The sequence below is a fragment of the Streptomyces sp. NPDC012827 genome (genome assembly GCF_042900905.1).
Classification (GTDB): domain Bacteria; phylum Actinomycetota; class Actinomycetes; order Streptomycetales; family Streptomycetaceae; genus Streptomyces; species Streptomyces gulbargensis.
In genome coordinates this window covers 386,707-399,703 of record NZ_JBIBBY010000007.1, presented here as the reverse complement: position 1 = coordinate 399,703, position 12,997 = coordinate 386,707, and the positions used below count along the sequence as shown (strand labels likewise).

Sequence of the window (12,997 nt, the reverse complement as noted above, 5' to 3'; positions counted from 1 at the left end):
CGCCCGGTTACATTCCGAACCCGGAAGCTAAGCCTTTCAGCGCCGATGGTACTGCAGGGGGGACCCTGTGGGAGAGTAGGACGCCGCCGAACAATATTTCAGGACCTCTGGTCCCAGCGTTCATGCTGGGGCCAGGGGTCCTTTTGTTTTTCCCCAGGCTTTTTGCCGATGCGCGGCGGAGTGCCGGCTGCGCGAGAATGACTGCAGTACCCGAAGACAGGAGTCACGCCGATGTCCACCAACTCTCCCGACGACCGACCGGAGCGCGAGCCGCGCCGCAAGGACGGTGGCGAGCGGGGCGGCTTCCGTGGGCCGCGTCGTGACGACAACCGTGGTGGTGACAACCGCGGCGGCGGTGGCTTCCGCCGTGACGACAACCGCGGTGGCGACAACCGCGGCGGCGGTGGCTTCCGCCGCGATGACAACCGCGGTGGTGGCTTCCGTCGCGATGACCGACGGGACGACAACCGCGGCGGAGACAACCGCGGCGGCGGTGGCTTCCGCCGTGATGACAACCGCGGCGGTGACAACCGTGGTGGCGGCTTCCGCCGTGACGAGCGTCCCTCGTTCCCGCGTGACGACCGCCGTGACGACAACCGCGGTGGAGGTTTCCGCCGCGATGACCGCCGTGATGACAACCGGGGTGGCGACAACCGTGGCGGCGGCTTCCGGCGCGATGACCGCCGCGACGACCGCCCGTCGTTCCGTCGCGACGACAACCGTGGCGGCGGTTTCCGCCGCGATGACCGCCGTGATGACAACCGCGGCGGTGACAACCGTGGCGGCGGCTTCCGCCGTGACGACCGTCGCGACGACCGCCCGTCGTTCCGGCGAGATGACCGGCCTTCGTTCCCGCGTGACGACCGCCGTGACGACAACCGTGGCGGTGGCTTCCGCCGCGATGACCGTCGCGACGAGCGTCCGTCGTTCCGTCGTGACGAGCGTCGCGACGACCGCCCGTCGTTCCGCCGTGACGAGCGCCCTTCGTTCCCGCGTGACGACCGCCGTGACGACAACCGTGGCGGTGGCTTCCGCCGCGATGACCGACGGGACGAGCGTCCGTCGTTCCGTCGTGACGAGCGTCGCGACGACCGCCCGTCGTTCCGCCGTGACGAGCGCCCTTCCTTCCCGCGTGACGACCGCCGTGACGACAACCGTGGCGGTGGCTTCCGCCGCGATGACCGACGGGACGAGCGTCCGTCCTTCCGTCGTGACGAGCGTCCCTCGTTCTCGCGGGACGACCGCCGTGACGACCGGCCGCGTGGGCCCCGCCGTGACGACAGCCGCGGTGGCGGTGGCTTCCGCCGGGACGACCGGCGGGATGACAACCGCGGGGGCTACCGCGGTCGTGACGACCGGGGCGGGTTCGGGCGCCGGGACGACCGGGACCGTGGGGACCGGGCGCCGATCAAGCGGCTGCCGATTCCGCCGGAGGTCACCGGTGAGGAGATCGACCCGGATGTGCGCCAGGAGCTCATGAGCCTGCCCAAGGGGCTTGCCGAGGACGTGTCGCGCAACCTGGTCATGGTCGCCCAGCTGATCGACGAGGACCCCGAGAAGGCGTACGAGTACTCCCGGATCGCCCTGCGGCTCGCCTCCCGTGTCGCCGCCGTCCGCGAGGCCGCCGGCTTCGCCGCGTACGCCACGCAGAAGTACTCCGAGGCGCTGGCCGAGTTCCGGGCCGCGCGGCGGATGAGTGGCGGCGTCGAGCTGTGGCCCGTCATGGCGGACTGCGAGCGCGGCATGGGCCGGCCCGAGCGGGCGCTGGCCATGGCCGGTGAGCCCGAGGTGCAGAAGCTCGACAAGGCCGGGCAGGTCGAGATGCGGCTCGTCGCCGCCGGCGCCCGCCGCGACATGGGGCAGCTGGACGCGGCCATCGTGACGCTGCAGAGCCCCGAACTCGCCTCCAGCGCCGTACACCCGTGGACCGCACGCCTGCGGTACGCCTACGCCGACGCGCTGCTCGCCGCAGGGCGGGAGCGCGAGGCGCGCGAGTGGTTCGCCAAGGCCCTGGAAGCCGACAAGGACGGCGCCACCGACGCCTCCGACCGGCTCGCGGAGCTGGACGGCGTCGAGTTCGTCGACGCGTTCGACGAGACGGCGGAGGAGCAGGGCGAGCACCCCGGCGATGAAGCGGCCGACGCCGACGACGCCGGCGAGGACGACGACCGCGACTGACGGCGAAGAAGGGCGGCACCCCCGGCGGGGGTGCCGCCCTTCTGTCGTTCCGGGGTGTTCCTCAGTCGAGCGCGAGGCTCCGCAGGACCAGGCCCGTGGCCGGCTTCGGACCGAAGGAGGTCGACTTGCGGGGCATCGTGACGCCCTGCCGGGCCAGGTCCCGGACGACCTCCTCGCGTACCGGGTGCATCAGGACCGCCGTACCGCCGTGGCGCTCGGCCTGCTCCACGGCCGCCTCGGTGTCGTGGATGTAGGCGATCTCCTCGGGGGTGTCCGGGATGTGCCAGACGTGGTCCAGGAGCGTGGAGTGCAGGACCGTCGCGTCCAGGGTGCGCCAGGCCTCCGGGCGGTCGGTGCGGATCGTACGGGCCAGGAGGTCCCGGTCCGGGCGGTCCAGGAGGTGGAAACCGCCGTCACCGGCGAGGAGGAAGGCGTTGCCCCCGGCCGCCGCGGCGGCGAGGGCGTCGAGGGCCGCCGGGAGGGGCCCGTCGAGGCGGCGGACGCGGAAGGCGTCGCCCAGCGCCGCGAGCGCGTCCGGCACCGGCAGCCGGTTGAGGAGGCGGTGGATCGCGCGGACCCGCAGCGGATAGCGCACGGTGTCGATGAGGAGGACCAGGCCGTAGTTCCAGGGGCCCGGCGCCGGGTGCTCGTCGCGCAGCCGCAGATAGGTCGCCCAGCGGTGGTGGCCGTCCGCGATGAGAGCCTGGTGGCGGGCGAGATCGGCCGCCACCGCCGCCAGCTCGGCCGGGTCCGTGACCGCCCACAGGCGGTGCTGGAACCCGTCCTCGGTGGTGGTGGCCAGCAGCGGTTCGCGCTCCACGGTGCGCTCCACGACCGTGGCGGCGCCGTCGCCGTCGCCCGGGTAGGTCAGGAGCAGCGGCTCCAGGTTGGCCGCCGTGGTCCGCATCAGGGCCGCGCGGTCCTCCACCACGTGCGGCATCACGTCCTCGTGCGGCAGAACGACACCTTTGTCCGGGGTGGTGAGTTCCAGCGCCCCGATGATTCCCCGCTGCAGGATGCCGTCGCCGTACTGCTCGTAGACGTAGAGCGCCGGCTCCGGGTCCGGGGCGAGGACGCCCTCCGCGATCCAGCGGTCGAGGGTGACGGCCGCCTTGCGGTGCCGGGTGCCGGCGGTGATCGCCTGGGGCAGGATCAGCCGGACGATGTTGTGCGGGTCGGCGGACTCCAGGTGGAGCAGCCCGTCAGGTCGTACGACGACGTCGTAGGGCGGCGACGTCACGGCGGCCAGACTGCCGACCCGCTCGGGGACGTAACGGAGTCCGCGGAACGGACGCAGGCGCAACCCTGCGGCGGCAGCGCGGGCATCGGCGGCCGCGTGACCTGAGGTGTTCATCTCGTCATCGTATGTGCGGCGCGGCATGAGCGATGATCGGGGGAGCGGGGAAATTACACCGGGCGATGTGAGGAGTACGGCGTCATGGCGCGAAGCGGACAGGAGCGGCGGCACGGGAGGACGAGGCCCGGGGGCAGCGCGGTCGCGCTGAGCGCGGCCTACGACACGGCCCTGCTCGACCTGGACGGGGTGGTGTACGCGGGTGGCGAAGCCGTCCCGCACGCCGTCGAGGCGCTCGGTACGGCCCGCGAGGGCGGCATGCACCTGGCCTACGTCACCAACAACGCGCTGCGGACCCCGGACGCCGTGGCCGCGCACCTGACCGAGCTGGGGGTGCCGGCCCAGGGCGCGGACGTGGTCACCTCGGCGCAGGCCGTGGCCCGGATGATCGCGGAGGACGTGCCGGCCGGTGGGCGGGTGCTGGTCATCGGCGGGGAGGGGCTGCGGGTCGCCCTGCGTGAACGGGGCCTGGAGCCCGTGGAGTCGGCGGACGACGAGCCGGTCGCCGTCGTCCAGGGGTACGGCGGGCCCGAGCTGCTGTGGGGGCGGTTCGCGGAGGCCGCGTACGCGGTGGCGCGCGGAGTGCCCTGGTACGCCTCCAACACCGACCTGACGATTCCCGGGGCGCGGGGCATCGGGCCCGGGAACGGGGCGGCCGTGGAGGTCGTACGGATCGCGACCGGGGGCGCCGTGGAGCCGAAGGTGGCGGGGAAGCCGCAGCCGCCCATGCACCGGGAGACGGTGCTGCGGACGGGGGCGGAGCGGCCGCTGGTCGTCGGCGACCGGCTGGACACCGACATCGAGGGCGCGTTCAACGGGGACGTGGACTCGCTGCTCGTCCTGACCGGTGTCACCGATGCGGCGACGCTGCTCGCGGCGGTGCCGGAGCACCGGCCCACGTATGTGGCGCGGGATCTGCGGGGCCTGCTGGAGCGTCAGCCCGAGGTGGTGCCGGAGGAGGACGGCGCTTTCGTGTGCGGCGGGTGGCGCGCGGCCGTGAGCGGCGGGGAGCTGACGCTGGAGCCGGCCGGCCCGGAAACGTCCGCGGACGGGGACGGGGACGGGGACGGGGCGAGGGACGCGATGGACGGCGTACGGGCGCTGTGCGCGGCGGCGTGGACCGCGGCGGGCGACGGGGCGTGCGGCCTGGACGCCGGGAAGGCGCTGGCACGGCTGGGCCTGTAGGAGGCGGGCGTACGCCCGTGGGAAGTCCGCCGGTTCCCCCTCCGACCAGCAGAGTTGGATAGGCTAACCTAACTCCGTGTTGGTCGAGAGTCCCTCCCGTGCGAGCGCGGAGTCGACAGGCGCTGCCCAGAAGACGACGCGCCGGAATTCCGTGCGCGCCGTCGGCCTGGTCGGCGCCGTCGGTGTCCTGCTGCTGATCTGTGTCCTGAGCATCATGATCGGTGCCAAGCCGATGCCGCTGGGCGACGTGTGGCGCGGATTGTTCGACCCCACCGGCACGGGCAACGACATCATCGTGCGCGACGTACGCGTGCCCCGGACCCTCCTCGGACTGCTCGTCGGTCTCGCCCTCGGCCTGTCCGGGGCCGTGATGCAGGGCCTCACCCGCAATCCGCTCGCCGAGCCCGGCCTCCTCGGCGTCAACGCCGGTGCCGCCGCGGCCGTCGTGTCCGCGATCGCGTTCCTCGGCGTGGACGACGTCCGCGACTACGTCTGGTTCGCCTTCGCCGGCGCCGCCGTCGTCTCCGTCGTCGTGTACGTCCTCGGTGGCAGCCGCACGGCCACCCCCGTCCGGCTCGCCCTCGCCGGAACCGCCGCCACCGCCGCGCTCTACGGGTACGTCAACGCCGTCCAGCTGCTCAACTCCGCGGCCCTCGACCGCCTGCGGTTCTGGACGGTCGGCTCCCTCGCCTCCGCCACCATGGAGACGGTCGGCCGGGTCGCCCCCTTCATCCTCGCCGGCGCCGTCCTCGCCCTGCTCATCTCCCGGCCCCTGAACGCCATGGAGATGGGCGACGACACCGCCCGGGCCCTCGGCGCCCACATCAACCGCACGCGGATCATCGCCATGGCCGCCGTCACCCTGATGTGCGGGGCCGCCACCGCCGCCTGCGGGCCCATCGTCTTCCTCGGCCTCATGGTGCCGTACATGGTGCGTGCCCTGACCGGGCCGGACATGCGCTGGATCCTGCCGTACGCGGCGGTCCTCGCGCCCGTGCTGCTGCTCGGCTCCGACGTGATCGGGCGCATGATCGCCCGCCCCGCCGAACTCCAGGTCGGCATCGTGACCGCCCTCGTCGGCGGGCCCGTCTTCATCCGACTCGTACGCCGCAAGAGGATGGCCCAGCTGTGACCACCAAGACCCTGCGGACCGCGGGAGGGCTCTCCGTGCGGTACGCGCCCCGGGGCGCGCTGTCCGTGCTCGGGCTGCTCGCGCTGACCCTCGCCGGCGCCGTGGTGCTGGTCGGCACGGGCGACTTCCCCATGACGCCCGGCGAGGTCGTCGACACCCTCCTCGGCGCGGGCACGCCCGTCCAGGAATTCGCCGTCATGGAGATCCGGCTGCCGCGCGTCCTCGTCGCCGTCCTCGTCGGCGCCGCCCTCGCCGTCGGCGGGGCCGTCTTCCAGTCGATCTCGCGCAATCCGCTCGGCAGCCCCGACGTCATCGGCTTCGGGCAGGGCGCCACGGTCGGCGCGCTCACCGTCATCGTCCTCTTCCAGGGCAGCGCCGCCGCCGCGGCCGGCGGGGCCGTCGTCGGCGGACTCGTCACCGGAGCGGCGATCTACCTGCTGGCGTGGAAGAAGGGCGTGCACGGCTACCGGCTCGTGCTCGTCGGCATCGGCGCCGCCGCCATGCTCACCTCCGTCATCCACTACCTGATCACCAAGGCGAACCTGGTGGACGCGACGCGCGCCACCGTGTGGATGACGGGCTCCCTCGACGGGCGCGACTGGGCCCAGTTCTGGCCGCTCCTCACCGTCTGCTGCGTCCTTCTGCCGCTCGTCCTCGGACACGGCCGGGCCCTGCGCATGCTGGAGATGGGCGACGACGCCGCGTACGCCCTCGGGGTGAAGGTCGAGCGGACCCGGATCCTCCTCATGGCCTCGGCCGTCCTGCTCGTCGCCGTCGCCACCTCCGCCGCCGGACCGATCGTCTTCGTGTCGCTGAGCGCCCCTCAACTGGCCCGCCGGCTGACCCGGACGCCCGGCCCCAACCTCGGCGCCTCCGCCCTCATGGGCTCGGTGCTGCTGCTCGCCGCGGACTGGCTGGCCACCAACGCCTTCGGGGAGCGCCAGCTGCCCGTCGGCGTCGTCACCGGCATCCTCGGCGGCTGCTATCTGCTCTGGCTGCTCGTCACCGAACGCAAGGCGGGCCGCATATGACCACGCACAAGAACAACGGGAGTACGGGTATGGACGGTCAGCGGCAGGAGCGGCGCGGACGGCAGCGGCTCGGCGCGGAGGCGGTCACCCTCGCCTACGAGCAGCGGGTCATCGCCCGCGACCTCTCCGTCGAAATCCCCGACCACTCCTTCACGGTCATCGTCGGACCCAACGCCTGCGGCAAGTCCACCCTGCTGCGCGCCCTCTCCCGGATGCTGAAGCCGGCCCAGGGCCGGGTGCTGCTCGACGGGGAGTCGATCCACAGCCTTCCGGCGAAGAAGGTCGCCAAGACCCTCGGCCTGCTGCCCCAGTCGTCCATCGCCCCCGACGGCATCACCGTCGCCGACCTCGTCGCCCGCGGCCGCTACCCGCACCAGGGCCTGCTGCGCCAGTGGTCCCCCGAGGACGAGCGGATCGTCCAGGAGTCCATGGCGGCCACCGGGGTCGCCGAACTCGCGGAACGCTTCGTGGACGAGCTGTCCGGGGGCCAGCGCCAGCGCGTCTGGATCGCCATGGCCCTCGCCCAGCAGACGCCGCTCCTCCTGCTGGACGAGCCGACCACCTACCTCGACATCCAGCACCAGATCGACATCCTCGACCTCTGCGCCGAGCTGCACGAGACGCAGGGGCGGACACTCGTCGCCGTCCTGCACGACCTCAACCACGCCGCCCGGTACGCCACCCACCTCATCGCCGTGCGCGGCGGCGAGGTCGTCGCGGAGGGCCCGCCGTCGCAGGTCGTGACCGCCGAGCTCGTCGAGAAGGTCTTCGGGCTGCGCTGCCAGGTCATCGACGACCCGGAGACGGGCACCCCGCTGGTCGTCCCGGCCGGCCGGCAGGCGCGGTCACGGCGGCCCGCCCCGGCCCCGGAGCCGGCCGCCGCCGAGACCTCCGCCCCGCGTCCCGAGCCCGCGCTCGGGACGTGAGGCCCGCCCCGGGAGGCCGTACGGCGCCGACGGCCCTCCGCCGGGCCGAAGGCGCCGGGCTACAGCAGGGAACGCAGCCGCAGCAGATCGCGGACGCCCGCCTCCAGGCGGATCCGGCCGGAGGCCCAGGCCTTCGCGAAGTTCAGGGTGCCGTCGACCATCGCCACCAGGTCGTCGCCTGTCATCGCGAGCCGGATCTGCGCCTTCGCGGGCGGCGGCCCGGGGACCGTCTCCTCGACGTGGATCCGGCCGTCCGCGAGACGGCCGGTGAAGGTCGTGTCCAGGTCGGTGAGGTGGCAGCTCAGGGTGCGGTCGAGCCCGGCCGCGCCCCGGACACCGCCGTTCGTCCCGGCCAGGTTGTCGGAGAGTCTGTCCAGTGCCGTGCGGCACTCCGTGATCGTCGCCATCGCCGACGACGGTACCCCAGGGCTTCGCGGTAGCGTCGTGGCATGAACGATGCGAAGCCGGAGGCGGTGCCGGCCGGAGGTGCGGGCACGAGCGCGGACCCGGGACGGGACCCCGCCCCGGGCGGGGACTCCGGACGGGGCCCGGAGCGGGACCCGGGGGCGGGCCGGCGCCCGGCCGATGCCGAGGCCCCGGCTGCCGGGCCCGCCGCCGGCCCGGAACCGGCGCCCGTACCCGCCCCCGAGGCCGTACCGTACGGCGGCGCGGGGCCGGAGACGGGCGGCGAGCCCCTCGGCGCACCCCGGGAGCCCACCGGGTACGCCGCCGTCGACGCGCAGCTGGAGCGGCTGGCCGAGGTCGACCGCCTCCCGGCGGACCGGCACCCGGCCGTGTACGAGGATGTACACCGTGGACTGCGCGCCGAGCTGACCTCGCTCGACGCGCACCCCGCCCCCCGACCGCACGACAACAGGAGCTGAACCGAACGTGGCAGGAGTGGCACGCCGCCGTCTCGACGCCGAGCTGGTCCGGCGCAAACTCGCGCGGTCGCGCGAGCACGCCGGCCAGCTGATCGCCGCGGGCCGGGTGACCGTCGGCAAGACCGTCGCCACCAAGCCCGCCACCCAGGTCGAAACGGCCGCGGCCATCGTCGTCGCCCAGGACGACTCCGACCCCGACTACGTGTCGCGCGGCGGCCACAAGCTGGCCGGTGCCTTCGCCGCCTTCGTACCCCGGGGGCTGCGGGTCGAGGGCCGGCGCGCCCTCGACGCGGGCGCGTCCACCGGAGGCTTCACCGACGTCCTGCTGCGGGCCGGCGCCGCGCACGTCGTCGCCGTCGACGTCGGCTACGGACAGCTCGCCTGGTCCCTCCGGAGTGACGCCCGCGTCACCGTGAAGGACCGCACCAACGTGCGCGAGTTGACACTCGACGCCATCGACGGCATTCCCGTCGATCTCGTCGTCGGCGACCTCTCCTTCATCCCCCTCGGCCTCGTGCTGCCCGCCCTCGTCGCCTGCACCGCCCCGGACGCCGACCTCGTCCTCATGGTGAAACCGCAGTTCGAAGTGGGTAAGGAGCGGCTCGGGTCCGGCGGAGTGGTGCGGAGCGACGAACTCCGCGCCGACGCCGTGAAGAACGTCGCGCGGCAGGCCGGGGAGCTCGGACTCGGTGTTCTGGGCGTCACCGCGAGCCCGCTGCCCGGCCCCTCCGGAAACGTCGAGTACTTTCTGTGGCTGCGGGCAGGAGCGCCCGCGCTGGATCCGGCCGACGTCGACCGGGCCGTGGCGGAGGGACCTCGTTGAGTTCATCGGCAGCAGCACCAGAGACAGCACCGCGTACCGTCTTCCTGCTCGCGCACACGGGCCGGCCGGCCGCCGTGCGCAGCGCCGAACTGGTCGTCCTGGGGCTGCTGCGCAGCGGCATAGGCGTCCGCGTCCTCGAGGCCGAGGCCGCGGACCTGCCGCTGCCCCCCTCCGTCGAGAAGGTGCCGGAGGCCTGCTCGGACGCCCTCGACGGCTGTGAACTGCTCGTCGTCCTCGGCGGCGACGGGACCCTGCTGCGCGGGGCCGAGTTCTCCCGCGCCTCCGGCGTCCCCATGCTCGGCGTCAACCTGGGCCGTGTCGGCTTCCTCGCTGAGGCCGAGCGGGACGACCTCGACAAGGTCGTCGACCGGGTCGTCACCAAGGCGTACGAGGTCGAGGAGCGGATGACGCTCGACGTCGCCGTCCACCAGAACGGCGACGTGCTGCACCGCGACTGGGCGCTCAACGAGGCCGCCGTCCAGAAGGTGTCGCCCGAGCGCATGCTGGAGGTCGTCCTCGCCATCGACGGGCGTCCGGTGACCGGATTCGGCTGCGACGGGGTGATCTGCGCGACCCCCACCGGCTCCACCGCCTACGCCTTCTCGGCGGGCGGACCGGTCGTCTGGCCGGAGGTGGAGGCCCTCCTCATGGTCCCGATCGGGGCGCACGCCCTCTTCGCCAAGCCGCTGGTGACCACCCCCGACTCGGTCCTGGCCGTGGAGGTCGAGCCGCACACCCCGCACGGTGTGCTGTGGTGCGACGGACGGCGGACCGTGGAGCTCCCGGCGGGCGCCCGCGTCGAGGTCCGGCGCGGCGCCGTCCCCGTCCGGCTCGCCCGTCTCCACCACGCCTCCTTCACGGACCGGCTGGTCGCCAAGTTCGCCCTGCCCGTCTCCGGATGGCGCGGCGCCCCCCACTGATCCACGCCCTCACGGGTGACGCACGGGGCCGATGTCGCGTCCGACCCGGTAAACCTCGTATGGTCTGGGGCGTGCTGGAGGAGATGCGGATACGGTCGCTCGGGGTCATCGACGACGCGGTGGTCGAGCTGTCGCCCGGCTTCACCGCGGTGACCGGTGAGACCGGTGCGGGCAAGACCATGGTCGTGACCAGCCTGGGCCTGCTGCTGGGCGGACGGGCCGACCCGGCCCTGGTACGGATCGGCGCGGCCTCGGCCGTCGTCGAGGGGCGGATCACCGTGCCTCCCGGCGCGCCCGCCGCCGTACGCGCCGAGGAGGCCGGGGCGGAGCTCGACGACGGCGCGCTCCTGGTGAGCCGCACCATCTCGGCGGAGGGGCGGTCCCGGGCCCACCTGGGAGGGCGCTCCGTGCCCGTCGGACTGCTCGCGGAGCTCGCCGACGAACTCGTCGCCGTCCACGGCCAGACCGACCAGCAGGGCCTGCTGAAGCCCGCCCGGCAGCGCGGCGCGCTCGACCGGTACGCCGGTGAGGGCGTCTCCGTCCCCCTCGCCGCCTACGGCGCGGCGTACAAGCGGCTGCGGGCCGTCACCGCCGAGCTGGAGGAGATCACCACTCGGGCACGTGAGCGAGCGCAGGAGGCCGATCTCCTGCGCTTCGGGCTCACGGAGATCGAGGCCGTCGCCCCGCGCGCCGGGGAGGACGCGGAGCTGGCCGCCGAGGCCGAGCGCCTCGGTCACGCCGAGGCCCTCGCCTCCGCCGCCGCGCTCGCCCACCGGGCGCTGGCCGGCGACCCCGAGGACCCGGAGGCCGTCGACGCCACGACCCTCGTCGCCGGCGCGGGCCGCGCCCTGGAGGCCGTACGGGCGCACGATCCGGCGCTCGCCGCGCTCGCCGACCGGACCGAGGAGATCTCCATCCTCCTCGCGGACGTGGCGGGGGAGCTCGCCGGCTACGCCGACAACCTGGACGCCGACCCGCTGAGGCTGGCCGCCGTCGAGGAGCGGCGGGCCGCCCTGACCCAGCTGACCCGGAAGTACGGGGAGGACGTCTCGGCCGTCCTCGCCTGGGCGGAGGAGAGCGCCTCGCGCCTCGGCGAGCTCGAAGGCGACGACGACCGCGTGGAGGAGCTGACCGCCGAGCGCGACCGGCTGCGCGACGAGCTGTCCGTGCTCGCACAGCGGCTCACCGACGCCCGGACGGAGGCCGCCGCCCGCTTCGCCGACGCGGTCACCGCCGAACTGGCCTCCCTCGCCATGCCGCACGCGCGCGTGTCCTTCGACATCCGGCAGACCGAGGACCCGGAGGGCGTCGAGGTCGGCGGCCGGCGCGTCGCCTACGGCCCGTCCGGCGCCGACGAGGTGGAGCTGCTGCTCGCCCCGCACCCGGGGGCCCCGCCGCGCCCGATCGCCAAGGGCGCCTCGGGAGGTGAGCTCTCCCGGGTGATGCTCGCCGTCGAGGTCGTCTTCGCCGGGGTCGACCCGGTGCCGACCTACCTCTTCGACGAGGTCGACGCCGGCGTCGGCGGCAAGGCGGCCGTGGAGATCGGCCGCCGGCTCGCCAAGCTGGCCAAAAGCGCCCAGGTCGTGGTCGTCACCCACCTCCCGCAGGTGGCCGCCTTCGCCGACCGGCAGCTGCTGGTCGAGAAGACCAGCGACGGCTCGGTCACCCGCTCCGGCGTGACCGTCCTGGAGGGCGAGGAGCGGGTGCGGGAGCTGTCCCGGATGCTCGCAGGCCAGGAGGACTCCGAGACGGCGCGCGCCCACGCCGAGGAACTGCTCGCCACCGCCCGGGCCGACGCGTGAACCCGCTCGCCGCCTTCGGGCTCGCCGCCGGCGTGACCCGCGCCGTGTACGAAGGGGTGCGCCGCCGGGGTCCCGGCGGCCGGTGGCTGCGCACCAACCACGCGGGGCGGAGCGTCGACCTGTACGCGGGGCCGGCGACGGCCCTGGGCGCGGCGGCCGGCGCGGGCAGCGGCCCGGTCGCGCTCGCCGTCCTCGCGGCCGGTGCCTGCGGGGCGTACGACGACGTGCGCGGCGACCACCGGCGCGGCTTCCGCGCCCACCTGGCGGCGCTGCGGCACGGCGAGGTCACCAGCGGGGCGGTGAAGCTGTTCGGGATCGGGGCCGCGTCGCTGGTCGCCGGGGCCCTTCTGAAGGAGCGGCCGGCCGACAAGCTCCTCGCGGGCGTCGTCATCGCCGGCACCGCCCATCTGGTCAACCTGACGGACGTACGGCCGGGCCGTGCCGGACTCCTGGTGCTCGGGCTCGGCCTGCCGGGGCTGCTCCGGGGACCCGCCGCCGCACCGCTCGCCGCCGCCCCGGTCGGCGCGGCGGTGGCCGTGCTCGCCGACGACCTGGGGGAGCGGACCATGCTCGGCGACACCGGCGCCCACGCGCTCGGTGCCGCCCTGGGCGCGGCCGTCGCCGCCGGGAACGGGCGGCCGGGGCTCGTCGCGCACGCCGCCGGGCTGATCGCCGCCGCGGCCTGGGGGGAGTGGGACGGCGCGCGGAAGTGACCGCGGGCGCACGGGAGGAAGGGCGCCGTCGGGCCCGCACCGCGCGCTC

12 protein-coding genes, 1 rRNA gene and 1 pseudogene are annotated in these 12,997 nt (G+C 74.3%); 12 read left to right on the top strand and 2 right to left on the bottom strand.

The window, feature by feature from the left end:
• The 3 genes and pseudogenes from rrf to ACFY60_RS18630 all read left to right on the top strand — a co-directional run.
• Window positions 1-92, top strand: a 5S ribosomal RNA gene (gene rrf, locus ACFY60_RS18640); the annotation flags it as partial.
• A 139-nt stretch (window positions 93-231) separates the two neighbouring features.
• Window positions 232-1,077, top strand: a pseudogene (locus ACFY60_RS18635) (tetratricopeptide repeat protein); the annotation flags it as partial.
• Between the two features lie 339 nt (window positions 1,078-1,416).
• Window positions 1,417-2,178, top strand: coding sequence for a hypothetical protein (locus tag ACFY60_RS18630; protein WP_389458773.1), 762 nt, complete (start codon window positions 1,417-1,419; stop codon window positions 2,176-2,178).
• A 61-nt stretch (window positions 2,179-2,239) separates the two neighbouring features.
• Here ACFY60_RS18630 and ACFY60_RS18625 read toward each other — a convergent pair whose 3' ends face one another.
• On the bottom strand, window positions 2,240-3,532 hold the full coding sequence (locus ACFY60_RS18625; protein ID WP_388617389.1) for a DUF1015 domain-containing protein: 1,293 nt from the start codon (window positions 3,530-3,532) through the stop codon (window positions 2,240-2,242).
• An 84-nt stretch (window positions 3,533-3,616) separates the two neighbouring features.
• On the opposite strand from ACFY60_RS18625, the gene ACFY60_RS18620 reads away from it, so the two are divergent.
• From ACFY60_RS18620 to ACFY60_RS18605, 4 genes are all read left to right on the top strand, one after another.
• The gene (locus tag ACFY60_RS18620) at window positions 3,617-4,717 is read left to right on the top strand and encodes an HAD hydrolase-like protein (protein ID WP_388617387.1); all 1,101 of its coding nucleotides are present in this window, start codon (window positions 3,617-3,619) and stop codon (window positions 4,715-4,717) included.
• A 76-nt stretch (window positions 4,718-4,793) separates the two neighbouring features.
• Complete coding sequence (locus ACFY60_RS18615; RefSeq protein WP_388617384.1) at window positions 4,794-5,849, top strand: iron chelate uptake ABC transporter family permease subunit; 1,056 nt, start codon at window positions 4,794-4,796, stop codon at window positions 5,847-5,849.
• Window positions 5,846-6,880 (top strand): FecCD family ABC transporter permease, encoded by a 1,035-nt coding sequence (locus tag ACFY60_RS18610; protein ID WP_388617381.1) that lies wholly within the window; start codon window positions 5,846-5,848, stop codon window positions 6,878-6,880. The genes ACFY60_RS18615 and ACFY60_RS18610 overlap by 4 nt, the downstream gene beginning before the upstream one ends.
• 29 nt (window positions 6,881-6,909) lie before the next feature.
• A complete protein-coding gene (locus ACFY60_RS18605; RefSeq protein WP_388617406.1) occupies window positions 6,910-7,806 on the top strand; it encodes an ABC transporter ATP-binding protein in 897 nt (298 codons plus the stop codon).
• A 59-nt stretch (window positions 7,807-7,865) separates the two neighbouring features.
• Here ACFY60_RS18605 and ACFY60_RS18600 read toward each other — a convergent pair whose 3' ends face one another.
• A complete protein-coding gene (locus ACFY60_RS18600) occupies window positions 7,866-8,213 on the bottom strand; it encodes an SCP2 sterol-binding domain-containing protein (RefSeq protein WP_388617378.1) in 348 nt (115 codons plus the stop codon).
• Between the two features lie 42 nt (window positions 8,214-8,255).
• Between ACFY60_RS18600 and ACFY60_RS18595 the strand changes: the two genes are divergently transcribed.
• The 5 genes from ACFY60_RS18595 to ACFY60_RS18575 are packed head-to-tail and all read left to right on the top strand — an operon-like array spanning window position 8,256 to window position 12,948.
• The gene (locus ACFY60_RS18595) at window positions 8,256-8,690 is read left to right on the top strand and encodes a hypothetical protein (RefSeq protein WP_388617374.1); all 435 of its coding nucleotides are present in this window, start codon (window positions 8,256-8,258) and stop codon (window positions 8,688-8,690) included.
• Window positions 8,691-8,697: 7 nt separating this feature from the next.
• Window positions 8,698-9,513, top strand: coding sequence for a TlyA family RNA methyltransferase (locus tag ACFY60_RS18590; RefSeq protein ID WP_388617371.1), 816 nt, complete (start codon window positions 8,698-8,700; stop codon window positions 9,511-9,513).
• Window positions 9,510-10,433, top strand: a complete 924-nt coding sequence (locus ACFY60_RS18585; RefSeq protein WP_309051513.1) for an NAD kinase — start codon at window positions 9,510-9,512, stop codon at window positions 10,431-10,433. Before ACFY60_RS18590 ends, ACFY60_RS18585 begins: the two co-directional genes overlap by 4 nt.
• 59 nt (window positions 10,434-10,492) lie before the next feature.
• Window positions 10,493-12,235: a DNA repair protein RecN gene (gene recN / locus ACFY60_RS18580; protein ID WP_388617367.1), complete on the top strand. Its 1,743-nt coding sequence runs from the start codon at window positions 10,493-10,495 to the stop codon at window positions 12,233-12,235.
• Window positions 12,232-12,948, top strand: a complete 717-nt coding sequence (locus ACFY60_RS18575) for a hypothetical protein (protein ID WP_388617364.1) — start codon at window positions 12,232-12,234, stop codon at window positions 12,946-12,948. Before recN ends, ACFY60_RS18575 begins: the two co-directional genes overlap by 4 nt.
• The last annotated feature ends 49 nt before the right edge of the window (window positions 12,949-12,997 follow it).

Bases quoted from the DNA above. Each gene is read 5' to 3' on its own strand.
- ACFY60_RS18625 (WP_388617389.1), bottom strand. From the start codon at position 3,532: ATGAACACCTCAGGTCACGCGGCCGCCGATGCCCGCGCTGCCGCCGCA.
- ACFY60_RS18620 (WP_388617387.1), top strand. From the start codon at position 3,617: ATGGCGCGAAGCGGACAGGAGCGGCGGCACGGGAGGACGAGGCCCGGG.
- ACFY60_RS18605 (WP_388617406.1), top strand. From the start codon at position 6,910: ATGGACGGTCAGCGGCAGGAGCGGCGCGGACGGCAGCGGCTCGGCGCG.
- ACFY60_RS18600 (WP_388617378.1), bottom strand. From the start codon at position 8,213: ATGGCGACGATCACGGAGTGCCGCACGGCACTGGACAGACTCTCCGAC.
- ACFY60_RS18595 (WP_388617374.1), top strand. From the start codon at position 8,256: ATGAACGATGCGAAGCCGGAGGCGGTGCCGGCCGGAGGTGCGGGCACG.
- recN (WP_388617367.1), top strand. From the start codon at position 10,493: ATGGTCTGGGGCGTGCTGGAGGAGATGCGGATACGGTCGCTCGGGGTC.